Source organism: Jiella marina (assembly GCF_024359545.1).
Taxonomy (GTDB): domain Bacteria; phylum Pseudomonadota; class Alphaproteobacteria; order Rhizobiales; family Rhizobiaceae; genus Jiella.
Map to the genome: position 1 here is coordinate 89,139 of NZ_JAKQZG010000012.1, position 26,548 is coordinate 115,686.

Here is a 26,548-nt window from a genome sequence, read left to right on the forward strand (position 1 = left end):
CCGGGACCGCTTGATGCCGATCGGCTCCACCGTCGAACTCACCAGCGCATCGGACGCCCTCGTTCGCGGGCGGCAGCGCGCGATCCTGATGCCCGATCTCCTGATCGAGGCGCGGCGCATCGTCTCGACCGTGATCGCCGGATGGCATGGCCGCCGCCGTCGCGGTGTCGGCGAGAATTTCTGGCAGTTCCGCCCCTTTGTCGAAGGCGAGCAGGTGTCGCGCATCGACTGGCGCCGCTCGGCCCGAGACGATCATGTCTATCTGCGCGACCGGGAATGGGAAGCTGCCCACACGGTGTGGCTTTGGGCCGACCCGTCGCCCTCCATGCGCTATCAATCGCAGGCGGCTCAGGTTTCCAAGGAATCGCGCGCACTCGTCCTTGTTCTGGCGCTGGCCGAACTTCTGTCGCGCTCGGGCGAGCGCATCGGCTATCCGGGCGTGATGGACCCGATCTCGGCCCGCAACGCCGCCGAGCGCGTTGCCGCCGTCCTCATGGGCGATCGGCCGCAGCATGACTTTCCGCCAGACGACAGGCTGAAGCGCTTCTCCGAGATCGTCATCATCAGCGATCTCCTCGATCCGCTGGACGAAATCCTGGAGCGGGTCGACCGGATCGGCCGGCGCGGCATTCGCGGCCATCTGGTGATGATCGCCGACCCGGCCGAAGAGACCTTTCCCTATGCCGGGCGCACCGAATTCCGCGATCCCGAGAGCGGCGGCCGCCTGACTGCCGGACGGGCCGAGACATTGCGCGAAGAATACAGCGAAATCTACATGGCCCGCCGCGAGACCATGGCTCAGCATTGCCGGCGGCTTGGTTGGAGCTTCATTCCCCACCGCACCGACCGGCTCGCCTCGGAAGCGCTCGTCGCGCTCCATGCGCGCTTGTCCGGTGTTCCGCAGGCCACGGGGCGGCGCTCATGATCGGCGGTCTGTCCCTCTCCTTCGGCGCGCCTTTCGTGCTCGTCGGCCTTCTGGCGCTGCCGGTGATCTGGTGGCTGTTGAAGCTGACGCCGCCGCGCCCGCAGACCGAGACCTTCCCGCCATTGCGGATCCTCCAGCGCGTCCTGAAGACCGAGGAGACGCCCTCTAAGAGTCCGTGGTGGCTGACGCTGCTGCGGCTTCTGCTCGCGGCGCTGGTCATCTTTGCGCTCGCCATTCCGACACTCAATCCGCGCGAGAGCCTCGTCTCCGGCTCCGGCCCGCTCGCTCTCCTCGTCGACAATGGCTGGTCGTCCGGCGGCGACTGGGACGCTCGGCGCCGGGCGGCGGAGGACATCATCACCCAGGCCGGCGAGGCGGGCCGCCCCGTCGCCCTCGCCTTTACTGCCGAAGGCAGCGGCGACCCGGCCACGCCGGTCGAGGCCGCCACGGCGCTCGAGCGACTGGCAGCGGCCCAGGTGCGGCCGATCCCGGTGAACCGCACCGCCGCTGCCGACCGCATCGTCACGGCGCTGGAAGGCGAGACACCGGGCTCGCTGATATTTCTCTCCGATGGGCTCGACAGCGAGGACGCCCAGGGCGCGGCCGCAGCCCTCGCGGCCCTCACCCCCGGCGAGGCCATCCTCTATTCGCCGAGCATCGACGACGTGGTCGCCCTGACCAATGCCGACAATTCCACCGATGCTCTGGTGGTTTCGGCAGTACGACCGGCGGGAATCGCCGGCGGCGACTTCACCCTGACGGCGCGCGACGCCCAGTCCCGCGAGATCGGCAGCGCGCCGGTCGAATTTTCGGGCGAGGACGGTCGCGGGGAGGCCCGTTTCGCGGTGCCGGTTGAACTCCGAAACGACATCTCGCGCATCGAGGTTCAGGGGCTTGCCACGGCGGGCGCCGTGCGGCTTCTGGACGATTCCTTCCGGCGCCGGCGTGTCGGGCTGGTCTCGGGCGAATCCGCCGATGCAGCCCAGCCGCTGCTTTCGCCGCTCTATTACATCTCGCGGGCGCTGCAGCCCTTCGCCGATCTGGCGCGGCCCGCCAGCTCCAATCTGGCAGAGGCGATCCCCCAACTGATCGAGCGCAAACCCTCCGTCATCGTGCTCGCCGACATCGGCGTGCTTCCGGCCGAGGCCGAGACCGCGATGGAAAAATTCGTCACGGACGGCGGTTATCTCGTGCGGTTTGCCGGTCCGCGCCTTGCCGCGACCACCGGCGAGGACGATCTCGTCCCCGTCAGGCTGCGCGCCGGCGAGCGTCAGTTGGGCGGTGCGATGTCATGGTCCGAGCCGCAGAGAGTGGCGGCGATGAGCGACGAGAGCCCGTTTGCGGGCATCGACGTGCCGGAGGACGTGACCGTGTCCCGGCAGATCCTCGCCGAACCCTCGGCCGATCTGTCGGAGCGCACCTGGGCGAGCCTCGCCGACGGCACGCCGCTGGTCACGGCCGAGCAGATGGGAGCCGGAACGATCGTACTCTTCCACGTGACCGCGGAAGCCACCTGGTCCAACCTGCCGATCTCCGGTGCCTTCGTCGACATGCTTCGCCGCATCGTCAATCTGTCGCGCGCCACCTCAGGGTCTCCCGACGGCCAGACGACGGCAGACAGCCTGCCGCCTTACCGGCTCCTGGACGGCAGTGGCCGGCTCGTCTCCCCCGGCCCGGAGGCCCAGCCCCTGGTTCCCGCCGCCGATGGGACGCCCAATCCGGTGACGCTGGAAAATCCGCCGGGCCTGTATGGCAGCGAGGATGGCTATGTGGCGCATAATCTCCTCGCCGCCGACGACCGCCTGGCGCCGCTGCCGGAACTCGATCTCGGTGCGCCGGTCGAAACCCGGCCCTATGCCAATGAGGACAGCCTCGATCTGCGCCCCTGGCTCTTCGCTGCCGCGCTCGTGCTCTTTGCCCTCGATGCCCTGGCGCTCCTGTGGCTGAACGGCGCGCTCAACCGGCTCGGCTCGCTGTTCTCGCGGCGCCGGAATGCGGCCCTGCCCGGTCTCGCCCTGGCCATTGGCGGGCTGGGGCTTGCCGCCGCATTGGTGGCCGTGCCGAGTACGCCCGCTTCGGCGCAAAGCCTCGAAGAGGCGCGCAATTTCGATCTTCAGCGTGCCATCGAAGCCACCTCCAAGACCCATCTCGCCTATGTCGAAACGGGTGACGAGGCGACCGACGAGCGCTCCCGGGCGGGTCTGCGCGGCCTATCCCAGTTCATTGCCGCGAAGACGGCGCTGGAACCCGGCGAGCCCATGGGCGTCGACATCTCGAGCGATGAGCTTTCGTTTTTCCCGATCATCTACTGGCCCGTCACCGCCGAAGCTCCGATGCCGGAAGAGGACGCGATCAGCCGGATCGACGCCTATATGAAACAGGGCGGCACGGTGCTCTTCGACGTCGCGGACGACTCGCTGTCGTCCCTCTCGGGCAGCGTCTCGGCAGGCCAGCGCCGTCTCCGCGATCTCCTCGCCGACCTCGACATCCCGCCGCTGGAGCCGGTCCCGCAGGACCATGTCCTGACCAAGGCCTTCTACATCATGGACGAGTTTCCCGGCCGCCATTCGGATTCGCCGCTCTGGGTGGAGTCGCTCGTCCAGGAGGCCGATGGCACTGCCCGCCCCGCCCGCGGCGGCGATGGCGTCTCGACCCTGATGATCACCGCCAATGATTTCGCCGGCGCCTGGGCCGTCGACGAGCAGGGCCTGTTCCTCTACCCGACCGATTCCGCCGATCCCGCCCAGCGCGAATATGCCTATCGCGCTGGGGTGAACATCGTCATGTATGTCCTGACCGGCAACTACAAGGCCGATCAGGTCCATGTGCCTGCGCTTCTGGAGAGGCTCGGCCAATGACTTGGTCCATCGCCTTCGCGCCCTTTTTCTCCTGGCCGATCCTCGCCGCGCTGGCTGTTCCGGCCGCAATCCTGGCGCTCGTCCTTCTTCTGGCGCGCACGCCCGGCTCGATCGTGCGCATCCTGGCGATCGCAGCGCTCATTCTGGCGCTCGCGAACCCCGTTGTGCTTCAGGAAGAGCGCGATCCGATGAAGAGCGTGGTCGCGCTGGTGGTCGATCGCAGCCAGAGCCAAGGCATCGAAAATCGCGGCGCGGAAACCGATGAGGCCGCCGCCGCACTGAAGGCGAGCCTGGCACGCTTTCCCGAGTTCGAAGTCCGCACGGTCGAGGCGAGATCGGGCAGTTCGCCCTCCGGCGACGCGACCACCGCCCTCTTCGGTGCCCTGTCGGACGGGTTGAAGGACGTCGCGCCCGCTCGGGTCGCAGGCGCGATCATGGTCACCGACGGCCAGGTCCACGACGTTCCGGAAGACGCTGGCGCGATCGGCTTCGACGCGCCGGTCCATGGCCTGATCACGGGCCGTGAGGACGAATTCGACCGGCGGATCGAGGTAACGACGAGTCCCCGTTTCGGTCTGGTCGACGAAGAGCAGCGCCTCTCCTATCGCGTCATCGAGGAAGGGGAAGGCGCCGGTACGGCACCCGTCCAGGTCCAGGCCTATCTGAACGGCGACCTTATCGCCCGCGAGCAGGCGACGCCCGGCGCGAACGAGACGTTGACCTTCCAACTGCCCCGCGCCGGCAAGAACATTCTCGAACTCTCCGTCGCAGAGGGCGACAACGAGATCACCGACGTCAACAATCGCGCCATTGCGGTCGTCGACGGCATTCGCGAGAACCTCCGCGTTCTTCTCGTCTCCGGCGAACCCCATGCCGGCGAACGCACCTGGCGCAATCTCCTGAAGTCCGACGCGGCGGTCGACCTCGTGCATTTCACCATCCTGCGCCCGCCAGAGAAGCAGGACGGAACGCCGATCGACGAATTGTCCCTCATCGCCTTTCCGACCCGCGAACTCTTCGTCGAGAAGATCGAGGATTTCGACCTCATCATCTTCGACCGTTACCAGGAACGCGGCGTCCTCCCGTCGCTCTATTTCGACTACATCGCCCAATATGTCGAAAACGGCGGAGCGATGCTGATCGCATCCGGCCCGGAATATGCCGGCAATGAAAGCGTCGCGCTGACGCCGCTGCAATGGATCCTGCCGGCCCAGCCGACGGGCGGGATCGACGAAAGCGCCTATTATCCGCAGGTCTCCGATCTTGGCCGCAAGCACCCCGTTACGCGCAGCCTGCCGGGTTCGGAGAGCGAGCCGCCGGATTGGAGCCCCTGGTTCCGATCGATCGATGTCGGTGAACCGCGCGGCGAAACCGTGATGAATGGGCCGGACGGCAAACCGCTGCTCATCCTCGACCGGGTCGGCGAAGGCCGGATCGCGCTGCTGCTGTCCGATCAGGAATGGCTCTGGTCGCGCGGCTTCGAAGGCGGCGGCCCGCATGTGGCGCTCTTCCGCCGTCTGGCGCACTGGCTGATGAAGGAACCCGAGCTCGAGGAAGAAGCGCTCGAGGCCGAGGCTCGGGGCTCCGACCTCGTCGTGACGCGCCAGACGATCGGTGACGATCCAGGCCCGGCGACGGTGATCACGCCGTCGGGGTCGGCCGAGACGCTCGCCCTGACGAATGTCAGCCCTGGCCGCTGGGAAGGCGTTCTGGAGACCGACGAGCTCGGTCTGTTCCAGGCCGCAAATGGCGATCTGCGCGCGCTCGGAACCGTGGGGCCGATCAATCCGCGGGAGTATCGTGAAGCGATCTCCTCGGAGGAGAAGCTCGAGCCTATCGCCGACGCAACGCGCGGCAGCGTCCGCCGGATCGCCGAGGGCGGGTCCGTCGAGGTCCCTCGCATCGTTCCGATCAGCGGGCGAGCCGACGGCGACGGGCGTGACTGGATCGGCCTGAAGACCACAGAGGAAACCATCCTGCGCGGCGTGGACCGCACGCCGCTCTTTGCCGGTTTCCTGGGTCTCGGCGTGCTTCTGCTGGCGCTTTCGGCCACATGGTATCGGGAAGGCCGATAGTCTTTCCCCACCCAAGACATCGATGTTCTTCGATCACTTCTTCGTCATGTCGCCTGCTTACCCACAAGGCTAGGCTTTTGCCCTCGGCCTTTCGGACCGTGATCCACCATTCCTTCAAGCTTTTCTGGCCGAATTGCACCACGATTCCTATTCGGCCACGCCATGTCCAAACCCGACCCGATCTACAGAGATCTCGTCTTCCGTGTGACGAAGCCTGTCGCAGGATTGATGATCTGCGCGCTGCTCGCTCTTCTGGCGGTCATCGTCCTCGTCGCCGATCGCCAGACCTATTCCGCACAGGAACGTCAGGCGGCCCTCACGCGTCATGCCGTTTCGGTTCAGGCTGAAAACCTTCTCAAGACCGCTCGCGACTACGCCACCTGGACCGAGGCTCTGGACAATCTGGTCATCCGCTTCGACGCCGCTTGGGCCAAAGAGAACATCGAACTCTGGCTCTACGAGAACTTCGACATCGACACGGCCTTCGTCGTCACCGCCAGGGGCGAGATCACCTATGCCTTCGTCCATGGCGTTGGCGGCAACCAGCAGTCCCGGCAAGACGTATCGGACGAGCTTCGACATTATGTGGAGGCCGCGGAGAACGAAGGATCCGTACCGGCCGGCCTTGCGGTGGTGAACGGCCTTCCGGCCAACGTCGCAGTGGCACCGATCGTGAACACCGAAGAGGAACTTCCCTCGGGTGTCGAGAGACGTTTTCTAGTCGTGGTCCAGTCATTGCGACCCAGCGTGCTGGAGAAGATCGCCACCACTTATCTCCTCCCCGGCCTCGCATTGGGCGAGGCCAGTGACAGTGGCGAACCCTCGATCGCACTGATGAACGGAAACGCTCGGACCATCGGAGTCTTGGCCTGGCAGGGAGACCGGCCGGGCGATGCCATGATGAAAATGATGATCCCACTCTGGGGCTTCATGGCACTTGGATTGGCCCTGGTCACCCGCCACATCTTCCGCCAGGCCGACGAGGCCGCCCGTCTGATCGAAGAGAGCGATCATCGCGCGACCCACGACCTCTTGACCGGCCTTCCGAACCGGGCGGGGCTCATCCGTCATCTCGAGGCAGAATGGTCGAAGTTCGAAAACCGCCAGCAGCGCTTTTCGGTTCTCTATATCGATCTGGACGGCTTCAAGAGCGTGAACGACACCCATGGTCATGAGGCCGGCGATCAGATCCTCATGGTCGTCGCCCATCGGCTTCGTTTCTGTCTGGCCAATACGGGCATCGTCGGCCGCATGGGTGGAGACGAATTCATCGTCCTTCTACCCCGCCAGCATGAGACCAGTCGCGTTCGTGCGCTGGCTCTGGCGCTGATCGCCGCGATCGAGCAGCCGATCCAGATGAAGAATGGCGCCATCGCATCGATCAGCGCGACGATCGGCGCAGCAACGGTCACGCCGGGTTGCAGCGATCCGCTCGCCCTCTTGCAGCGCGCCGATAGCGCTCTCAATCTCGGCAAGAAGATCGGCAAGTCGAATGTGCACTTCGCTTCCTTGACCGCGGGAGAAGGCGCAAGTGCCCCCGCCGCACATAATGCGACAGCGAGCGCAGCATCGCTTGAGCCGGCGCGCAGCGTCCGCTGACATCGTGCCTTTCCAGGCCCGCGCGTCTTATCCGGAACTACGCGCCTCTGTCGCAACGGGCCGTGCCGTGACTGCACCCGACAGGCTCTTGCCCGCAGATCCGATCAAATCCAGGATCAGCAATCGCCGCTGATCCACGGGACCTGGCAAAGTGACATCGCCGGGTGGAATTGGTCTGTAGCCGAGAGGCGCATAATAGGGCGGATCGCCGACGAGCAGGATCGTGGTCTCGCCCCGCTCCCGCGCAGTCTCCGCGCAAAGACGCATGAGCGCCTTGCCGACGCCTTTGTTCTTGTAGGCAGGGCGGACGGCAAGGGGTCCGAGAAACAGGCAGTCGACCTCGCCCACCCGGATCGGCGTGAGCCGCACCGAGGCGATGATCGTACCACCGAGTTCGGCGACGAAAGAGAGCGACCGATCATGCGGCGCCATTTCGCGGACGCGCTCGGCCGCACGAGCAAAACGGCCCGGCCCGAAGGCTTCCTCGGCGATTTCAGCGATGGCGAGGTCGTGGTCGGCATGTTCCGGCAGGAGCCGGACGTCGGCAAGCGAGGTCATGGGTGCGCTCTGGGATTTGACGGGACGATCGCATCGCTTCGCGCGTGCGGACCGATAAAGACGCAAGGATGCAGCGGCTCAATGCCTTTCGGCAGAGATGTCCTCTCGTCGTCGGCTTACCCGCATTGCCAGTCTCCCAAGCATGTTCCTGCGGTTACCATCCGGACGATCGAAAATCCAGCGGCCACTTGTCGGATGATTGTCATCACCAGCGTTGACGAACCGTCGCGGCGGCGGGGTGGAACGCGCCCTGATACGAGAGGTTTGACCCTCAAAGCTAATCATCGACGGGACGGAGACAGATGGGACTTCTCGTAGACGGCCAGTGGCAGGACAAGTGGTACGACACCGACAAGACCGGCGGCCGCTTCAAACGCACGGAAACAACGTTTCGCGACTGGATCACGCCGGACGGATCGCCCGGCCCCGACGGTCAGAAGGCCTATCCCGCCGAAGCCGGCCGCTATCACCTCTACGTCTCGCTCGCCTGCCCCTGGGCGCACAGGGCGCTGATCGTGCGCAAGCTGAAGAAGCTCGAAGACGTGATCTCGCTGTCGGTCGTGGACTACCACATGGGCGAGGAAGGGTGGGTCTTTTCGGAACGGCCGGGCGCCATTCCCGACACGGTTCTCGGCAAGCAGCGCCTCTATGAGGTCTATCTGGAGGCCGACCCGCATTATACCGGCCGGGTCACCGTTCCCGTGCTGTGGGACAAGAAGACCGGCACGATCGTCAACAACGAGTCGGCCGAACTGATCCGCATTCTCGATACCGGCTTTGCGGCGTTCAGCGACGTCCCGGGCACGGTCACACCGGCCGAGCATTTCGACGAGATCGAGAGCATCAACGACCGGATCTACCACACGGTGAACAACGGCGTTTACAAATGCGGCTTCGCGACCACCCAGGAAGCCTATGAGGAGCCGTTCGGCAAACTCTTCGAGACTCTGGATTTCCTCGAGGACCGGCTTTCCCGGCAGCGTTATCTGGTCGGGTCATCCGGACCCACCGAGGCAGACTGGCGCCTCTTCACCACCCTGATCCGCTTCGATCCGGTCTATCACGGCCATTTCAAGTGTAATCAGAGGCGGATCGCCGACTATCCCGCGCTCTACGACTACATGCTCGAACTCTACCAATGGCCGGGCGTGGCGGAGACGGTCAATTTCGACCACATCAAGAGCCACTATTACACCAGCCACAAGACCATCAACCCGACCGGGATCGTCCCGCTCGGACCCGAGCAGCATCTGGACCGCCCTCACGGACGGGGCTCAATGCCTCTGGCGGCGTAACCACCGGGCCGGGTTCCCCCTCGGCCTTTTCAAGCCAAGGGCGGCGAGGTGGTTTCCGCGCCGCGCCAGTCCGGTAGTAACGGCTTCGGCGCGCTCTTGGTCGCATGCCGCATCGCCAGCCACTCGGTCGGCGCCATCGCGGTGAGACGGCGGAACTCCCGATTGAAGTTGGATTTGGTCGCGAATCCGCTCGCTAGCATCGCGCCGGTGACCGAAGCGCCGGCAGCCAGTTCGTTGCAGGCGTCGGCGACGCGATACGCATTCACGTGGCGGGAAACGTTCCCGCCGGTCTGCCGGTTTATCGCCTCCGAGACGCGCTTGGCCGGAAGACCAAGGCGCCGGGCAAGGCGCGACAGTGTCAATTCGCTGTCGCGCGACAGGCCCTGATCGCGCAGGAGGTGGTCAAGCTCGGCCATGATGGCCCGGTCCCGTTCCCGCTCCGCAGCGATCTCTCCCTCATCCTGGTTCGGCTGATCACCGAGCCCCGTCTCCGGCGTCGTCTCGGCGTTGCCCAGATTGCGTGACGACGCGCAGACACCGATCAACAGCAGCGTCAGGCTCGACCCGACGCTGACGATCCAGCTCTTCACCCAGCCATCACCCGACAGGACCGCCACCGAGATCGCCGCATCGCTCAGCGCCGAGAAAACCATCGCGATGGCGATCACGCGCCAGATCAGCGGCGGCCAGTCGCCGGCATCGAGACGCGCCTCGGGCAAGGCGTCGGCACCCCGGCGCAAGACATGGAGCATGGCGACGCCATAGCCGGCAAAGATTGCAATGACGGCCGGGTCGATCACCTCGCGCACCCGCCAGATGCAGAAGCCCACAAAGGCCGGCGCCAGAAGATGGAGGAGAGCGGTCCCCTCCAGGCGACCGGAATCGCGTGCCGCCTTCAGGGCGAGCCAGGCAAGCGGCGGGATCAGGGCCGCCGTCACGGGCTGGACGAGACGGAAGGGTGCCACAGCGTAATATTGCGCCAGAGCATTGATCACGCCCTGGACCATGCAGGTCACAAGAAGCGCCGCGAGCGGAGCCGTGATCGCGCCTCTCACGACAAGACGGACGAGCGTATAGGCAAGCGCGAGCGAGACGACGATCGAGATCGGCAGGGCGAGCATGGCGGCGCTCCGTTGGTGACCGGCTCTCGATAGGCCTCAAACCGGATCCGCGCGACCTCGAACCGGTTTCAGGACGCAAAAACTCCTGATCCGGGCGACCGATGGGCCGGGCCAAGCGCCCACCCTCTCGCCAAAGGAAAGCGCCATGCGCCAACACATCTTCGCCTTCGCCTCGCTCGCAGCACTCCTCGCCACCGGTTCGGCCCATGCCGAGCCTCTCGCCGGCTATGACCGGTTCCCGGTCAAGGCGGACCACCGGGCCGTGCTCGTTCCTGCCTCGATCTGGTATCCCGCCGGGGCACGCACCTACCCGGTGCCGATTGGCGACAACGACCTGTTCGTCGGCACGAAGGCGCTGGTCGGCGCTGCCGCCGAGACCGGCAAGCACCCGCTGGTCCTCCTGTCCCACGGCTCTGGCGGGAACATGGACAGTCTCGGCTGGCTGTCGTCAGAGCTCGCCCTGCGAGGCGCGATGGTGCTGGCCGTCAATCATCCCGGCACGACCTCCGGCGATTCCTCCCCGCGCCGCACGCTCCGGATCGACGAGCGCGCAAAGGATCTGAGCGCCGCTCTCGACACCCTGCTCGCCGACCCGAGCTTCGGCCCCTTCGTCGACACCACCCGCATCAGCGCCCTCGGCTTCTCGCTCGGCGGCACGGCCGTTCTCAACCTCGTGGGCGGCCATTTCGAGCGAGGGAAGTATCGCGACTACTGCCAGAGTTTCGTGACGCAACCCGATTGCGTGTTCTTCCGCAAGGGCGGCGTCGACTTCGACAATCTGCCGGAGGTCATGGAAGCGGATGTCCGCGATCGCCGCGTTGGATCTGTCGTCGCCGTCGAACCCGGCATGACCGACGCGCTCTCACATCAGAGCGTGAAAGAAATGAACCTCCCGGTGCTCCTGATCAGTTTCGGCGCGCCCGATCCCTGGCGGGCTGTCGACGTGTCGGCCTCCGGCAGCGACCTCGCGGCACGCCTGCCCGACGCCACTCACGAAACGATCCGCCCCGCATCGCACTTCACGTTCCTCCCGCTCTGCAAGTCCGGCGGCGCTGAGCGTCTCGAAGAGGAGGGCGACGATCCGGTCTGCACCGACCCGGCCGGCGCGAACCGGGCGAAGGTCCACGCCGAGGTCGTTGCAGCAACTGCCCGCTTTTTCGGCCTCTCGTCAGAGGTGAAGCAGGCTGATCTGTCTCACCAATAAGCGTCGAACGCCGAGCGTCCGGCCAACTCGGCGAGCCGCCGGCGGGTTGCGGGCGTCGTATCATCCGGCAGATCGTCGAGAGCGTAGAACCCGCTCTCGGCGATTTCGGTGTCCGGGCGTTTCGGCTCGCTCTGCTGTACGCCGTCACAGTGAAAGAACAGCACGTGGTCGCGGTTGGAGGCGTTCTTGTTGAAATAGACGGCCTTGAGAGAAAGCGTGCCGGTGACGGTCAGATTTCCCTCTTCCTTCAGTTCGCGCACAACCCCCTCTTCCGCCGTTTCCCCGGGATCGACACCCCCGCCCGGCATGTGCCAGCCGGACACATAGGTGTGACGAACGAGAAAAATCCGGCCCGCCTCGTCGAAAGCGGCAGCGCGTACGCCAAGCGTCATCGGGTTTCGGAAGAGATGTATGCCGTGCATCGCCCGGACAAGGATTTTCTCGAAGGCCATGGTTCTACTCACTTCGCTGAAAACTAGATCAAGGGGCTGAACGACAAAGGAAAGCCGATCGATGTTTCGACTCGCCCATCTCTCCGACATCCATCTCGGGCCGCTGCCGGAACTCTCGTTTCGCGAACTCGCCTCCAAGCGGGTGACTGGCTATGTGAACTGGCATCGCAACCGCCGCCGGGCGATGTTCGGCGACACGCTGACGAACCTCCTGCAGGATCTGAAGGAGGAAGCGCCGGACCATGTTGCCGTCACCGGCGATCTCGTCAATCTCGCGACCAAGAAGGAAACCGTCGCCGCCCGGCTCTGGCTGGAAGATCTGGGCACGCCCCACGATGTTTCGGTCGTTCCCGGCAATCATGACGCTTATGTTCCCGGCGCTCTGCGGCGCTCCTATGATGAATGGTACCCCTATATGGTGGGAGACAACGCGCTCCACGCCATGGGGACGTCCTTTCCCTATCTGCGCCAGCGGGGGCCCGTCGCCATTCTGGGGGTCTCCACGGCGGAGGCGACGGCGCCCTTCTTTGCCACCGGGACCTTCAAGCGCCGCCAGGCGCTTCAACTGGCCCGTCTGCTCGAACGCGCCGGGGAAACCGGCCACTTCCGGGTCGTGATGATCCACCATCCTCCGATCTCCGGATCCACCTCCTGGCACAAGCGCCTGATCGGCAAGCAGTTCTTTTCCAAGGTCATGCGCGATGTGGGAGCCGAACTCGTGCTGCACGGCCATACCCATCTCGATACGCTCCATTGGCTGGACGGGCCGCAGGGCAAGATCCCGGTCGTCGGCGTTCCCTCGGCCAGCCAGGGCCCCGGCAGCGAGCATCCGGCGTCGCGATACAATCTTTTCGAGATCACCGGCGAGCCAGGCGACTGGTCCCTCATCCAGCGCGAGCGCGGATTGCGGGCCACGGGGCATGGCATCGGCTGGGTCCGCGAGCGCGAACTGCTCACCGACGGGCGTGCGGTGAACACAGAACCCCGGGAGGATGCCCGCGAAGCGGTTTAGGGCTCTCTCCTGGAGAGCAGGCCCGGCCTCAGCCGACGATGGTCATGCCCCGATAGGAGGCGATCGCCAGAAGCAGGCCGGCGCCGATGACCGCTCCGATCATCAGCCAAGTCAGCGCAATCAGAAACTCGCCGGTCTTCGAGCGCCGCTGCGGCACCTTCAACGGCTCGGTCTCGTCGGTGGTCGCCTTGCCGTTTTTTGCCTTGCCGTCGCCGAGCATGTCGTCGGCGGCGAACGCCTTTTCGCGCTCGACGATGCGCGAGGCGACATAGTCCGTAACATGATCGGCGATGGCCCGCGGCTCGGTGGATTCGGCCAGCGTCAGCCGGCCGAGCCGCGTCTCGCGCACGAAGCGGTAGGTGCGCCGGTCGCGCGCCATCATCACATTGGCGGTTCCGTCGATCCAGAGACGCGGGTGGCTGCCGCCAGCGACGGTGAAATCAAAGAAATCGTCGCCGGGCTCGAGTTCGTCGATCACCGGCTGCAGTTCTTCGGCGAGGATTTCGAGCCGGGCCCGATCGGCCTCGCGAATGTCGACGACGACGTCGGAACGTTGCGCTGCCGCGATCTTGGCCTGCCGCACGGCATCGGCCAGACGCTTCGTTCCCATCAGGGATGCGATATTGTCCTTGCCCTCGCCCATGCTGCGCCTCGAATCATCGTGTCTTAACGTTTCATTTACCGTAGCGGTGTTTGGCACCGAAAGGAACTGCATGCCGCGGTGCGAAGACCGACTCAACCGGGCTGGGCGCCTTCGGCGTCCCGAATCGCCTGTTCAATGATCTCGCGGCACGCCGCGAATGCTTCCAGCATCAGCATATGGCCGGTTTCGGGCAGACGCGTGACATGGAAGGCCGCAGGCAGACCTTCGCACTGCTCGACGGGTGTGACCGGATCATCCTCGCCCCACAAGACCCGGATCGGACAGCCGACCCCCGCGATCGCATCGAGTGGCAGAATGCCCTGCCGTCCACTCCCGAACAGGAGATCGAAGATCTGCCTGATGGCCCGGCGCTGCTCGGACCCGCCGCGTTCGATGAGGAAGTCAGCCGGCAACTCTCCGCCCGGTGCCATCATCATGGCCATCCCGTACCGATAGGCAGCCTCGTCTTCCGCCTCCATGACCGCGCGGATCGGGCTGAGACCGATCTCGGGACCAAAGCCGCCCGGCGCAAGCAGGGTCAGCGAGCGGATCCGCTCGGGCGCGAACAGCGCCGCAAGGCAAGCCACCGCACCGCCCATGGAATGGCCGACGATATGGGCTTCACGAATATCGCGGCGCTCCAGCTCGGCAAGCACGGCGCGCGCCGCGATCTTGGGTGGACCGAAACCCGGGAATTCAAGCGACTGCCCATGCCCGGGCAGATCGAAGGCGAGGCAATGAAATCCCTCGCCGGCAAAGACTTCCGCCAGATTGCGGAAGATCTCCTTGCGCCCGTCGAAACCGTGGAGAAAGACGAGCGTCGGGCCCGCCCTCTCCCCGGTCTCGATCGCGGCAAGAGATGCGGCTTCGCTCACTTCGTCGCCGTTTCGGCAATGATCCGGTTCACCGCCGAGACAAGCGCTTCGAGCGAAGCGGTCACGATATTCTTGTTGATGCCGGCGCCATACAGACGACCGCCTTCATAGCTGACTTCCATGTAGGAGATTGCCCGCGCGTCGGAGCCCGCCCCGAGCGAGTGCTCGGAATAGTCGAACACCGAGAACTCGATCCCGAGATGACGCGAGAGCGCGTCGACGAACCCGTCGATGGGTCCCGTGCCGATGCCGTCGATCGTCAGTTCCTGACCGTTGTCGATGATGGTGGCCTCCACGACACGGCTGCCCTTCACGTCCGGATGCGGCCGGGTGAAGTGATCGACGAAGCGGAAGCGACCTTCCGGCTGCTCCACATAACGCTCAATGAAGCGGTTGTAGATCGCCCGCACCGGCAGTTCGACGCCGGTCTCATCGGTGATCCGCTGAATGTCCTCGCGGAACTCGATCTGCAGATTGCGCGGCAGGTTCAGCCCGTAATCGGCCTGGAGCACATAGGCGATGCCGCCCTTGCCCGACTGCGAGTTGATCCGGATGATCGCCTCGTAGCTGCGGCCCACATCCTGCGGGTCGATCGGCAGATAGGGAACTTCCCAGAACTCGCTGTTGGCGGCGCGATGGGCCTTCATGCCCTTGTTGATCGCGTCCTGATGCGAGCCGGAAAAGGCCGTGTAAACCAACTCGCCCACATAAGGGTGGCGCTCCGGAATGGTCAGCCGGTTGCAGTATTCGTAGACGTCCTTCAGGTGGTTGATGTCGGTGATGTCCAGCCCGGGATCGACGCCCTGCGTGTACATGTTCAGGGCCATTGTCACGAGATCGACATTGCCGGTACGCTCGCCATTGCCGAACAGCGTGCCTTCGACGCGATCGCCGCCGGCCATCAGGCCGAGTTCGGCCGCCGCCACCGCCGTGCCGCGGTCATTGTGGGGATGCAGCGAAACGATCAGATTGTCGCGATTGTCGAGATTGCGGCACATCCATTCGATCTGATCGGCGTGGATGTTGGGCGTCGACATTTCGACGGTCGCCGGCAGATTGATTATCAGCTTGTTCTCCGGCGTCGGCTGCACGATCTCGGCGACCGCATTGCAGATCTCGGCGGCGAACTCGAGTTCGGTGCCGGTGAAGCTTTCCGGCGAATACTGGAAGCGATAACCGCCGCCGGCCTTGGCAGCCATGTCGGTGATCATCTTGGCGGCGTCCACGGCGATCTGCTTGATGCCCGCGCGATCCTTCTGGAACACGATCCGCCGCTGGGCCTCGCTCGTCGAATTGTAGAAGTGGACGATCGGCCGAACCGCACCCTCGAGCGAGTCGAAGGTCTTCTGAATCAGTTCGGGGCGGCACTGGACCAGAACCTGCAGCGATACGTCCGCCGGCGCCCCGGCCTTTTCGATGCACCAGCGGGCGAAATCGAAATCCGTCTGGGAGGCGGACGGAAAGCCGATCTCGATTTCCTTGAAGTTCATCGCCAGCAACATGGCGAAGAAGCGCGCCTTGCGGTCATGGCCCATCGGATCGACGAGCGCCTGATTGCCGTCTCGCAGATCGACGGAACACCAGATGGGGGGCTCCGTGATGGTCCTTGATGGCCACTGCCGATCGGGCAGGTCCACCTGAGGATAGGGGCGGTACTTCCGCGAAGCCGTGGGCATGGTGTGCCGCTTTTCCGCGGACGGCTGGTCCGCCGCAGGAACGGGAGATGTTGCGGATTGAGCGATAGCTGACATCGGTATCGAGCCTTCTCGGGCGGATGGCCGCTCTTGGCGAATTGCGCGACGGCGAAATTGCGGACGCATCCAGATATTTCGATTTCGGGTGAAGTCCAAGGGACTGGAGCGCTGGCCGCAGCCGCGCCGGCTCGACCGCCGGACGCCCCTTGTCTATCGGGTCCGACGGTCGCCGCTAAGGCCGAGAAGGAGAAGGCCCGTGGCCGCACGCAGATCATTCCCGCCGACAGTCGGCAGATGAGGCGCAGTGATGGTTTCGGCCAGACGATTCATGCGGCGAAAATAGCGTTCCGGAGGCCTTTTGCAAGAAATTTTCCCGCCGCAAGCCGGCTACCCATCTTTCGTCGCTGTCGTGGAGGTTTTTACAGCATCTTTACCATCCCCGCCGATGCTGAATCGCACGCCCCACCCAAGCTTGCCCGAGGTCTTCGAATGGCGATATCCGACGAGACGTCGCCCAATCGGCGTTGGCCGATCCTCTCGCTGCGCCTTCTTGCCACGACGATCGGCGTCGCGGCGCTGCAGTTCGCCGGTGTCATCGCGACGGGATTGTTCGTCCACCTGATGCCAGCGGAGACGGCATGGGGGTGGTGGGTTCCGCTATGGATTCCGGCTGGAACCGCGATGGCGCTGGTGCTGTGCTTCGGTCCCATCGTCGCCCCCGGAATATGGCTCGGGGCGCTTCTGGGCGAACTTCACTTCGGGTCGCCTCTGCTGGCCTGGACTATGCTTCCCCTCATCAACACGCTCTGCCCCATCCTGGTGTATTGGGGCTTGAAGCGGCTGCATATCCAGGCCAGCGAGTTTCTGTCGACCACGCACAACGCTTTCGTTTTCCTTGCCCTGATGATTGTGGTCGAGGCACTGTTCTGCGCTACGGTGGGATCGGTTCTTCTGGACCCCACCATCGTGACGGATCCAAATACCTTCTTCTTGCGATGGGGAAGATGGGCGCTTGGCAACATCAGTGCTGATCTTGTCGTCGGTGTCGCGCTGTTCTGCCTGATCCAATCGGTTCGACGTCCCCATGAGCGACCACGCCTGGCCTCCTGGATCGTGATCGTCGCAGGCGTGATTGGTGCGGCGTTCCTCTTCTCGGACTGGACAAACCGCTTCGGCCTGGCATTCCTGCCGGCCAGCTTCGCCCTGTTCCCGCTCGCGGTCTGGTCGGGGTTGCGCCAACGGCAGTCAGAGACCGCGCTTCTGGTCATGGCCATCGCCTTGACCGTCTCGGTTTCGACAGCGATGGGACACGGCATTTTCGCGGCCGCCGGTCCACCGAAACTCAACTCTCTCGTCCTGCAGGCGTTTCTTTTCGCGTTCAGCCTGACGGCGTTCCTGCTCTCGGCAGCCAATGGCGAACGCCTGTCGGTCAATCGCAAGCTCGAAAACATGCTCGACGCGCTCGATCTTCTGGTTGCCGAGCGGACCGCTGCCCTGAACGCGGCCAATGATCAGCTCAAGGCCGAAATCAAAGATGGGCGCAGGACAAGCGCGATCATGCGCGGCCATAGCCATATCATGCAAATGCTCGCCAAGGGTGCGACACGTGAGGCGATGCTCGAAGCGCTTGTCTGCGAGTTTCGCCGTATCGAGCCCCAATTTGAGGCGGCGATCCTCTTGCGGAGCGAGAGCACGGAATGGCGCGTGGTGGCCGGGCCATCGTCTGCCCAGGCTTTCGCCCTGTTCGCAAGACGCCTCGCCCAGACGACACGGGAGGACTACGCCCAGTCGTCGGGGGGCGAGACCGCTCCAAGTCTCATGCGCAAGCGCCTCGCCCATGCCTTCTCCGTGGGGAGCAACGCCAAGGACGAGGCCGCTCTCGCCGCCATTCACGCCCTGACGATCCCGCTTGGCCTCGACGATGACGACGAGGCCCTGTTCTGCGTTCGTGGCAAAGACCCGGCCTCGCGCGGCTATGACGTTGATTTCGTTGCCGACACCGCCCGGCTGGCGGGCATCGTCCTGACGCACACCCATTCGATGGACCGGCTCCATCATGCGGCATCGCATGATTTCATGACCGGTCTCCTCAATCGCCACGGCTTCTTCGAACAGATCGGATCGCTCTGCGAGACACGGCCCGGCACGCAGGGTCCGGATACGCTGACGATGCTCTTCATCGATCTCGACGGGTTCAAGGCGATCAACGACCAGCTCGGACACGAGATCGGTGATCGGCTGCTGATCGAAATCGCTCAGCGCTTCAAGGAAACCCTCGGCCATGACGGGCCGATCTGCCGTTTGGGCGGCGACGAATTCGTCGTCGCGCTGATCGGAGACGGCGACGCCCGGAAGGCCGAGCAGATCGCCGAGCGACTGATCCTTGCCTGTCAAAACACGCGAACGCTCGAAAACACCCGCCTTCGGGTCACGCCCAGCATCGGCATCGCGCAGGGCAACCGAAAGACACGCTCCCCCAGCGCAATTCTCGATCAGGCGGACGCCGCGATGTATGCTGCCAAACGCGAAGGAGGCGATCGGATCCGACTTTTCGAAAGCGCGCCACTAGCATCGGCGGCGATCGCCTGAAGACTACCACTATCTCTACCTGTGATAAATTTCTTGTAAAAATTTTCGCTTTAGTTGTATTTTAGTCTCCCGAAGGAGGCTACCTATGGCAAAGCGCACCATCGACTGGATCATCGTTCGCGATTTCAAAAAGAGAGAAATCGGGGCCATTGGCTTCATTGGAAACAAGGCCGCTGTCATCGGAAGCTTTTACGATTACAGGGACGGCAACATGGATGGGCAGGTCAGCCTCGGCGAACGAATTGCCGCAATGATTTCCCCATTCGACCTAAAAAGACGAGCAATCGTCGAGGTTGCCATGACTGCACGATACGATCCCAACGTGCTGATGCGCGATACAAGTTTCGCCCAAATGGCTGCCCATCACTATCTGAGCTTCGCGGCCGGACTGATCAATGACGGCGTATATGCAGTGTATTTCAGCCGAGGCGTGAAGTCGATTGCTGGCGCCGTTGCAGGTCGCGTCGCAGCCGGAACGATCAAGCAATTTCTCATCCGCAAGGGCATGGAGAAGGCTGTACGTGAAATCTATGATGAAGCCATGATACCGCATTGATCTTCGTCTTCACCTCATAACACCGGCACGCCGACCTGCTTGGCCTCCTCCTCCGGCTCCACATGAATGGAGACACGCACGCCGGTGAATTCCTCCTGTAGCGCGTCCTCGATCCGGTCGCAGATGCAATGGGCGTCGCCGACGGTCATGGCGCTCGGGACGACCAGGTGAAATTCGATGAACATTGCCCGGCCCGCCAGCCGCGTCTTGAGATCGTGGACCTCGAGCGCGCCATCGGCATTGGCGGAGATCGTCTCGCGCACCCGCGCCTCGGATTCCGGCTCGATCGCCTGATCCATCAGTCCGGAGAGCGACGACATGACGACCTTGGCGCCTTCCCGCAGGATGTTCAGCGCGACGACCGCTGCCAGGATGGGATCGAGCACGGACCATCCGGTCACCGTCGCAAGGCCGAGCCCGAGAAGCACGCCGACCGACGTCACGACATCGGCCATGATGTGCCGCCCGTCGGCGGCGAAGGCCGGCGAATTGTGCGATCGTCCGCGGCGGATCAGATACAATGCCCAGCCGGCATTGATCGCCGTTGCCACCCCGTTGATCAACATGCCTTCGAGGGGTGCCTCGAAAGTGCGGGGCACCTGATACGCCAACCATGCCTCACGCAGGATGACGAGCGCGGCAACGACGATGAGCACGCCTTCCACCACGGCCGAGAAATACTCCGCCTTGGTGTGGCCGAACGGATGGTCGCTGTCGGCCGGCTTGTAGCTCACATAGATTGCCCAGAGCGCGACCAGGCCGGCCACCACGTTGACGACCGATTCCAGCGCGTCGGAAAACAGCGCGACCGATCCCGTGACCCAATAGGCGTAGTATTTGATCGCGAGCACCAGCAACGCGACCACAACCGTCAGGGCCGCGATCCGCTTGGCGACCGAAGCTTTGCCATCTGCCATCTGTTCGTCAGCGCCTAGAGCATGATGCGGAGAGTTTGCACGATCCTGCCGACAGGATCATGCGTCAGGACAAGCGGTCGGAGCGGGATGACGAGGAGCTCATCCCGCTCCGTCCCGGGTTCAGGCGGCTTTTTCCCGCGCCTTGCGCGGTAAATGCGCGACGATGTTCTCGATCATGCGCATGCCGGCGTCGCCGCCAAGGCTCATGATGCTCTCCGGGTGGAACTGAACGGCCGCGACCGGCTCGTGCTTGTGTTCGAAGGCCATGACGATGCCGTCCTCGGTTTCCGCCGTCACCTCGAAATCCGCCGGCAGTCGCACCGGATCGGCGAAGATGGAATGATAGCGCCCCACCGTGATTTCGTGGGGGAGGCCGGAGAAGATCAGGCCCGGATTGCCCACGCGAATGCGAGAGGGCTTGCCGTGCACGGGCACGTGCAGCGTCCGGAGCGCGCCGCCATAGGCTTCGGCGAGCGCCTGCAGGCCGAGACAGACACCGAAGATCGCCGAGCCACGCTCGCGGGCCGCGGCGATCGTGCCCCTGCAGTCGAAATCCGCCGGCGCGCCCGGCCCGGGTGACAGCACGACCAGGTCGGGATCGATCCGCTCGAAGACCTCCGCCGGCACCGGCGTGCGCACCGTCGCGACGCTCGCCCCCGTCTGGCGTAAATAGTTCGCCAGCGTGTGGACGAAGGAGTCTTCGTGGTCGACGAGGAGGATCTTCAGCCCCTGCCCCACCCGCGCGGTCTCGCGCACACCGGTCGCGGCATTGGAGGCGCCAGCCTCGCGGATCGCGCCGAGAAGCGCAGAGGCCTTCAGCTCCGTCTCGGCCTCTTCCTCTTCAGGGTTTGAATCGTAGAGCAGCGTCGCGCCGGCCCGCACCTCGGCGATGCCATCCTTCAGCCGGATGGTGCGCAGCGTCAGGCCGGTGTTCATGTCGCCATTGAAATGCACCATGCCGACGGCGCCGCCATACCAGGCCCGCGGGCTCTTCTCGTGCTTCTCGATGAAGCGCATGGCCCAGAGCTTCGGCGCACCGGTGACCGTCACGGCCCAGGCGTGGGACAGGAAGGCGTCGAAGGCGTCCATGTCGTCGCGAAGCCGGCCTTCGATGTGATCCACGGTGTGGATGAGGCGCGAATACATCTCGATCTGGCGCCGACCGATGACCTTCACCGACCCCGGCTCGCACACCCGGCTCTTGTCGTTGCGGTCGACGTCGGAGCACATGGTGAGTTCCGACTCGTCCTTCTTCGAGTTCAAAAGCTTCAGGATTTGCTCGGAATCCGAGATCGCATCCTCGCCGCGCTTGATCGTGCCAGAGATCGGGCAGGTCTCGACGCGCCGGCCATTGACCCGCACGAACATTTCCGGGCTCGCCCCGATCAGGAACTCGTTCTCGCCGAGATTGATCAGGAAGGAATAGGGCGACGGATTCACCGCCTTGAGGCGGCGGGAAATCTCCGAGGGACGGTGTTCGGCCCGTTCGTAGAAGACCTGGCCCGGCACCACTTCGAAGAGATCGCCCCGGATGAAACGCTCCTTGGCCTGGCGGACGAGGTCAGCATATTCGCCGGGCCGATGGTCGCCGCGCGACGGGATGGTGTCGGCCGAGGCGAACGGAGCCGGAGCTCCTCCCCCTTCGCGATCGGCCGTCGAGAGCCCGTCGCGCTCGAAAGCGTAGCGGGTGAGATAGGCCGAGGCGGAATAATGATCGACCTCGAGCAACTCGTCGGGGAGATACAGCACCAGATCGCGGCGCTCCGGATCACGCGCCTGGACCTCCTCCACCGGGTCGAACTGAAAGGCGAGATCGTAGCCGAAGGCACCGTAGAGGCCGATGGCGCCGTCCTCGTCGGAGCGAAACAGCGAGACGATCCGGCGCAGGACCGAGAAGACCGTCGGGATGCGCGAGCGTTCCTCTTCGGTGACGGAACCGGCCGGCTCGGCGACCCGGACCTCCACGCGATCGTCCAGCCGCTCCAGCGAAGCGATCTCCTTGCCGCCTTCCAGGGCGTCGGCGATCCATCCCGCGATGAGCGCGCCCCGCGGATTGAGCGCCTCGATCCAAAGATGCCGCCCCCGCGATGCGATCGCGACAGGAGGGTCGACGAAAGCCACGTCCTGGCGCGTGTAGCGACCGGGATATTCGTAGTTCGAGAACAGGATCGCGCCGCGCCGCGCATCCAGCCGGTCGAAATAGGGCTCGATCGCGCCCGCATAGGCCACGCGTTCGCGCCGGCGCGAGACCGTGATGCCACCGGCGGTCACGTAACGCTCGCTGCCATCTTGAAGATGTTCGCTCACCATCCCTTGTCTCCGGGTCTTCAGCCCCACAGGCCGGACGCTTTGCGAAAAAGGCCGCCCGGATTGCGAGGCGGCCTTCTTGTCTGGTCACAGACGTGACGGTTCGGCCGCTGTTTAGCGCGCCCACCACCAACGGTTCATCGTGACGATCGATTGTCTCATGGAAAAACCGATAGACCGAACGCGATCAAAGGGCAATGGGCGACCGCCGGTCAACGAACGGCGCGCCTCAGGCTGCAGCAACGATCTCACGCTCCTGTTCCTCAGCCATGTCGAATCCGGCCAGAAACGCCGCAAAGGCTCCGATCTCCACGGGTCGCGAGATGTGATAGCCCTGGACGTACTCCACCGCCGGTTTGAGTGAGCGAAGGTGACGCAGGCGCTCCTCCGTCTCGATGCCTTCGACGACGAGCGTCTTGCCGGTCGCATGGACCACCTCGATGGCAAGATCGAGCATGCGCGACTTGACGCTGCCGTTCGGCGCCATGGCAAAGGCACGGTCAATCTTCACACCGTCAACGGCCAGGTCGACGACATTGTCGATGCTGGAGTATCCGGTTCCGAAATCGTCGATATAGGTCATGATCCCGGCCTCCTTCAGCCTGTCGATCTGACACTGCATTTGCCTCACATCGATCGCATCGCTCTCCACAAGCTCGGCGACCAGTTCGAAACGGTCACGCGTGCCGTCGAACGCGCTGAAGGTCTCGACGAGCGAGGAGTTCATGAGATCGCGCGGGAACAGATTGAAGGTGACCCGCAATCGCCTGTCCGTGGGCAAGGCCCGAGAGAGGTCTTGGAAAGCGCGCTCCACCACCATCCTGGTGAAGGGCATGGTCAGTCCATATTTCTCGACCAAGGGTATGAACCGATCCGGGTAGACGATGCGGTCGTCGACATCCCTCCAGCGCGCCAGAACCTCGCAAGCGACGATCTCGCCGGTCCGCAGATCCATGATCGGCTGATAGAGACACTCGACCGACTCCGCTGTCAGATTCCGACGGAAGCGGGCCTCGAAGGACAGATAGTGCGCAAGGGCGGAGCGGCTCTGAAAGCCTGCTCCGGTGGCGAAACAGACCGCGAGCGTCAGGAAGGCCAGGGCATATCCCTTTTGCTCCCAGAGGATGGATGGCAGCGAAGCTTCCGTCGCGACACAGACATATCCGTTGCCGAGACATTCGAGATGCCGCTGACGCAATCCCAGCGCGGTCCCGAACGTTGTTTCTCCCTGGATTGTCGCTGCGTAGATTCCCTCTCTACCCATCTGGTGCCAACTCGTCCCAGGACCGGAGGCAAAGATGGTTTCAACGGCCAACCAGCTCGATTCTTTCCGCGCTTCCTCGCGCATCGGGATGAGGACGGCAAAGTTCTTCTGCCGAACTATGGAGGCCTTCAGCCCCGCATGCCCGAGACGGTCGAGAGCCCGATCGACCCAGAGTTCCCCTTCGAGTCCCGAGGAGACGATCGACAGATCCGGCGCTCCAAGGTCGACCGGCTCGGCGAGAACGCCGCCACTGGACGAGCAGAGGACCGTGTTGCCGCGGATGTGCAGAAAATCGTTCAGCCCATCGGGCAGCAAGGCCACAGGCTTCAACTGGCTGAAATACTCCTCGCTGCAGGGCGTCGAGGTGACCGTTGTCTCGAGACGGTCGAACGCCGTTACCAGATGGCCTTCCATTTCCCGATACGGCCCGAGTGCTTCGGCGGATCTTGATGCCATCGCCTCATGCACTGCATGGCTCGTCAAGGTCAGCGCGCCGACGCAAAGCAGCAGAAGAACGAGGCAGCCAACGAGAATGCCGATGAAGCGTTGCCGTCTGGTCGAAAGAAGGTGACTGACGAGTTTTGCCATTCGTAGCGCCCTGTTGCACGTCAGAAGTTCAACAGGGAATCCATCAAGGATCGCTTAACAAGCCCGATTGCGGTCGATGGAAATAGCCGGTTTTTCCGAACCAAACCCCGTAAAGATCAAAGGCTTCGCGCGAGATGGTGGAGAGAACGTCTTGGCGAACCGATCGTCCCGAAGTGGTGGAGGATCGAGCCGACATCTTGCTTGCAGGCCTCACCCTTTCTTGGAAAGCGTGCAGGGATCAGGGGTCGAGGCCGCGGCGGAACACTCGGCCGCCGCGGCCTCGAGGGGTTCAGAAGAGCCCTTCGATCTGACCTTCAGCATTGAGGCGGATCGCCTCTGCCGCTGGCTTGGACGGCAGACCGGGCAGCGTCATGATCTGGCCGCAGATCGCAACCACGAAACCGGCGCCAGCGGAAAGCCGCACCTCTCGTACATGAACGCTGTGCCCTTCCGGGGCCCCGCGCCGGGTAGGGTCGGTCGAGAAGGAATACTGCGTCTTCGCCATGCAGACCGGCAGGTTGCCGTAGCCGGCCTCTTCCCATGCGACCAGCTGATCCCGCACGGACTGATCGGCCGTGACCTCCGCCCCGCGATAGATCTTCTTCACCACCGTCTCGATCTTCTCGAAAAGGCCCATTTCGTCGGGATAGATCGGCGTGAAATCTGCCGCTCCTCCGTCGGCCAGCGCAACGACCTTGTTTGCCAGCTCCTCGGTCCCGGCCGAGCCCTCGGCCCAATGCCGGCAGAGCACCGCCTCGACACCCAGCCCGGCCACATAGGCTTTCACGGCCTCGATCTCGGCTTCGGTGTCGGCGGCGAAGTGATTGATCGCGACGACGACCGGCACGCCGAAGCTCTTCACATTCTGCACATGCCGCCCAAGATTGGCGCAGCCGGCCTTCACTGCTTCGACATTTTCCGCACCGAGATCGTCCTTGGCGACGCCGCCATTCATCTTCATGGCCCGCACCGTCGCCACGACGACCGCTGCTGATGGTTTCAGCCCCGCCTTGCGGCACTTGATGTTGAAGAACTTCTCGGCACCCAGATCGGCGCCGAAACCGGCTTCCGTCACCACATAATCGGCCAGCTTCAGAGCCGCCTTGGTCGCGACCACCGAATTGCAGCCATGGGCGATATTGGCGAAGGGGCCACCATGCACGAAGGCCGGATTGTTCTCCAGCGTCTGCACGAGATTGGGCTGGATCGCGTCCTTCAGGAGCACAGCCATAGCACCGTCGGCTTTCAGGTCGCGGGCGGTGACCGCAGTCTTGTCGCGGCGATAGCCGATGATGATGTCGCCGAGACGGCGCTCGAGATCGGCAAGGTCGGTCGCCAGGCACAGGATCGCCATCACTTCCGAAGCGACCGTGATGTCGAAACCGGTCTCCCTCGGAAAACCGTTGGCGACGCCGCCGAGCGAAGTGACGATGCCGCGCAAGGCCCGGTCGTTCATGTCGAGCACCCGGCGCCAGGTGACCCTGCGCGAGTCGATCTCCAGCTCGTTGCCCCAATAGATATGGTTGTCGATCATCGCCGACAGCAGATTGTGGGCCGTGGTGATGGCGTGGAAATCGCCGGTGAAATGGAGGTTCATCTCCTCCATCGGCACGACCTGGGCATAGCCGCCGCCGGCCGCGCCGCCCTTCACGCCGAAGCAGGGTCCGAGGGAGGCCTCACGGATGCAGATCAGCGCGTTCTTGCCGATCCGGTTCAGCCCGTCGCCAAGCCCCACGGTGGTCGTGGTCTTACCCTCGCCGGCCGGCGTCGGATTGACCGCTGTCACCAGGATCAGCTTGCCGTCCGGGCGGCCCTCCAGCGATTGCAGAAAGGGAGCGGAGATCTTCGCCTTGTCGTGCCCATAGGGGATGATGTCGTCTTCCGACATGCCAAGGCGAGCGGCGACCTCCTTGATCGGCTTCTTCTTCGCCGCCCGCGCGATCGCGATGTCGGATTGAAACTCGGCCACGGCCATCCCCTCCATGATTGTCTTGATCGGTTGGCGGGGAAAATAGC

19 protein-coding genes are annotated in these 26,548 nt (G+C 64.1%); 9 read left to right on the forward strand and 10 right to left on the reverse strand.

The features are described from left to right. Nucleotides 1-10: 10 nt before the first annotated feature. The 4 genes from MF134_RS18730 (at nt 11) to MF134_RS18745 (ending at nt 7,457) form a co-directional block, all read left to right on the forward strand. Entirely contained in the window at nt 11-925 is a 915-nt protein-coding gene (locus MF134_RS18730) for a DUF58 domain-containing protein (RefSeq protein ID WP_457590027.1), read from the forward strand. Next, nucleotides 922-3,783 (forward strand): DUF4159 domain-containing protein, encoded by a 2,862-nt coding sequence (locus MF134_RS18735; protein ID WP_255341005.1) that lies wholly within the window; start codon nt 922-924, stop codon nt 3,781-3,783. The genes MF134_RS18730 and MF134_RS18735 overlap by 4 nt, the downstream gene beginning before the upstream one ends. Further along, on the forward strand, nt 3,780-5,858 hold the full coding sequence (locus MF134_RS18740; protein WP_255341006.1) for a hypothetical protein: 2,079 nt from the start codon (nt 3,780-3,782) through the stop codon (nt 5,856-5,858). Before MF134_RS18735 ends, MF134_RS18740 begins: the two co-directional genes overlap by 4 nt. A 162-nt stretch (nt 5,859-6,020) precedes the next feature. Continuing rightward, the gene (locus MF134_RS18745) at nt 6,021-7,457 is read left to right on the forward strand and encodes a sensor domain-containing diguanylate cyclase (protein ID WP_255341007.1); all 1,437 of its coding nucleotides are present in this window, start codon (nt 6,021-6,023) and stop codon (nt 7,455-7,457) included. 27 nt (nt 7,458-7,484) lie between these two features. Here the strand turns inward: MF134_RS18745 and MF134_RS18750 are convergent, their stop codons facing one another. Next, nucleotides 7,485-8,015: a GNAT family N-acetyltransferase gene (locus tag MF134_RS18750; protein WP_255341008.1), complete on the reverse strand. Its 531-nt coding sequence runs from the start codon at nt 8,013-8,015 to the stop codon at nt 7,485-7,487. A 302-nt stretch (nt 8,016-8,317) separates the two neighbouring features. On the opposite strand from MF134_RS18750, the gene MF134_RS18755 reads away from it, so the two are divergent. Beyond that, nucleotides 8,318-9,310, forward strand: a complete 993-nt coding sequence (locus tag MF134_RS18755) for a glutathione S-transferase family protein (RefSeq protein ID WP_255341009.1) — start codon at nt 8,318-8,320, stop codon at nt 9,308-9,310. Nucleotides 9,311-9,339: 29 nt separating this feature from the next. Here MF134_RS18755 and MF134_RS18760 read toward each other — a convergent pair whose 3' ends face one another. After that, nucleotides 9,340-10,431, reverse strand: a complete 1,092-nt coding sequence (locus MF134_RS18760) for a helix-turn-helix domain-containing protein (protein ID WP_255341010.1) — start codon at nt 10,429-10,431, stop codon at nt 9,340-9,342. Between the two features lie 145 nt (nt 10,432-10,576). Here MF134_RS18760 and MF134_RS18765 point away from each other — a divergent pair, with 145 nt between their 5' ends. Next, nucleotides 10,577-11,635, forward strand: coding sequence for an alpha/beta hydrolase family protein (locus MF134_RS18765; protein ID WP_255341011.1), 1,059 nt, complete (start codon nt 10,577-10,579; stop codon nt 11,633-11,635). Here the strand turns inward: MF134_RS18765 and MF134_RS18770 are convergent. Continuing rightward, nucleotides 11,626-12,087: an NUDIX domain-containing protein gene (locus MF134_RS18770; RefSeq protein WP_255341012.1), complete on the reverse strand. Its 462-nt coding sequence runs from the start codon at nt 12,085-12,087 to the stop codon at nt 11,626-11,628. The genes MF134_RS18765 and MF134_RS18770 overlap by 10 nt on opposite strands. Before the next feature lie 61 nt (nt 12,088-12,148). Here MF134_RS18770 and MF134_RS18775 point away from each other — a divergent pair, with 61 nt between their 5' ends. Continuing rightward, entirely contained in the window at nt 12,149-13,099 is a 951-nt protein-coding gene (locus MF134_RS18775; protein WP_255341013.1) for a metallophosphoesterase family protein, read from the forward strand. Nucleotides 13,100-13,127: 28 nt separating this feature from the next. On the opposite strand, the gene MF134_RS18780 is transcribed toward MF134_RS18775, so the two are convergent. From MF134_RS18780 to leuA, 3 genes are all read right to left on the reverse strand, one after another. After that, on the reverse strand, nt 13,128-13,742 hold the full coding sequence (locus MF134_RS18780; RefSeq protein WP_255341014.1) for a hypothetical protein: 615 nt from the start codon (nt 13,740-13,742) through the stop codon (nt 13,128-13,130). A 92-nt stretch (nt 13,743-13,834) separates the two neighbouring features. Continuing rightward, nucleotides 13,835-14,617, reverse strand: a complete 783-nt coding sequence (locus MF134_RS18785; protein WP_255341015.1) for an alpha/beta fold hydrolase — start codon at nt 14,615-14,617, stop codon at nt 13,835-13,837. Next, nucleotides 14,614-16,368 carry a 2-isopropylmalate synthase gene (leuA, locus tag MF134_RS18790; RefSeq protein WP_457590028.1) on the reverse strand — a complete coding sequence of 585 codons (1,755 nt, stop codon included), beginning with the start codon at nt 16,366-16,368 and terminating at the stop codon, nt 14,614-14,616. Before leuA ends, MF134_RS18785 begins: the two co-directional genes overlap by 4 nt. Before the next feature lie 432 nt (nt 16,369-16,800). Here leuA and MF134_RS18795 point away from each other — a divergent pair, with 432 nt between their 5' ends. Further along, entirely contained in the window at nt 16,801-18,900 is a 2,100-nt protein-coding gene (locus tag MF134_RS18795) for a diguanylate cyclase domain-containing protein (protein ID WP_255341017.1), read from the forward strand. An 85-nt stretch (nt 18,901-18,985) separates the two neighbouring features. Continuing rightward, nucleotides 18,986-19,456, forward strand: coding sequence for a hypothetical protein (locus MF134_RS18800; protein ID WP_255341018.1), 471 nt, complete (start codon nt 18,986-18,988; stop codon nt 19,454-19,456). A 14-nt stretch (nt 19,457-19,470) separates the two neighbouring features. Here the strand turns inward: MF134_RS18800 and MF134_RS18805 are convergent, their stop codons facing one another. The 4 genes from MF134_RS18805 to MF134_RS18820 all read right to left on the reverse strand — a co-directional run bounded on the left by MF134_RS18805 (nt 19,471) and on the right by MF134_RS18820 (nt 26,501). After that, nucleotides 19,471-20,373 carry a cation diffusion facilitator family transporter gene (locus MF134_RS18805; protein ID WP_255341019.1) on the reverse strand — a complete coding sequence of 301 codons (903 nt, stop codon included), beginning with the start codon at nt 20,371-20,373 and terminating at the stop codon, nt 19,471-19,473. Nucleotides 20,374-20,493: 120 nt separating this feature from the next. After that, nucleotides 20,494-22,683 carry an anthranilate synthase gene (locus MF134_RS18810; RefSeq protein ID WP_255341020.1) on the reverse strand — a complete coding sequence of 730 codons (2,190 nt, stop codon included), beginning with the start codon at nt 22,681-22,683 and terminating at the stop codon, nt 20,494-20,496. Between the two features lie 226 nt (nt 22,684-22,909). Beyond that, the gene (locus MF134_RS18815; RefSeq protein ID WP_255341021.1) at nt 22,910-24,532 is read right to left on the reverse strand and encodes an EAL domain-containing protein; all 1,623 of its coding nucleotides are present in this window, start codon (nt 24,530-24,532) and stop codon (nt 22,910-22,912) included. A 289-nt stretch (nt 24,533-24,821) separates the two neighbouring features. Further along, nucleotides 24,822-26,501, reverse strand: a complete 1,680-nt coding sequence (locus MF134_RS18820) for a formate--tetrahydrofolate ligase (RefSeq protein WP_255341022.1) — start codon at nt 26,499-26,501, stop codon at nt 24,822-24,824. Between the last annotated feature and the right edge of the window lie 47 nt (nt 26,502-26,548).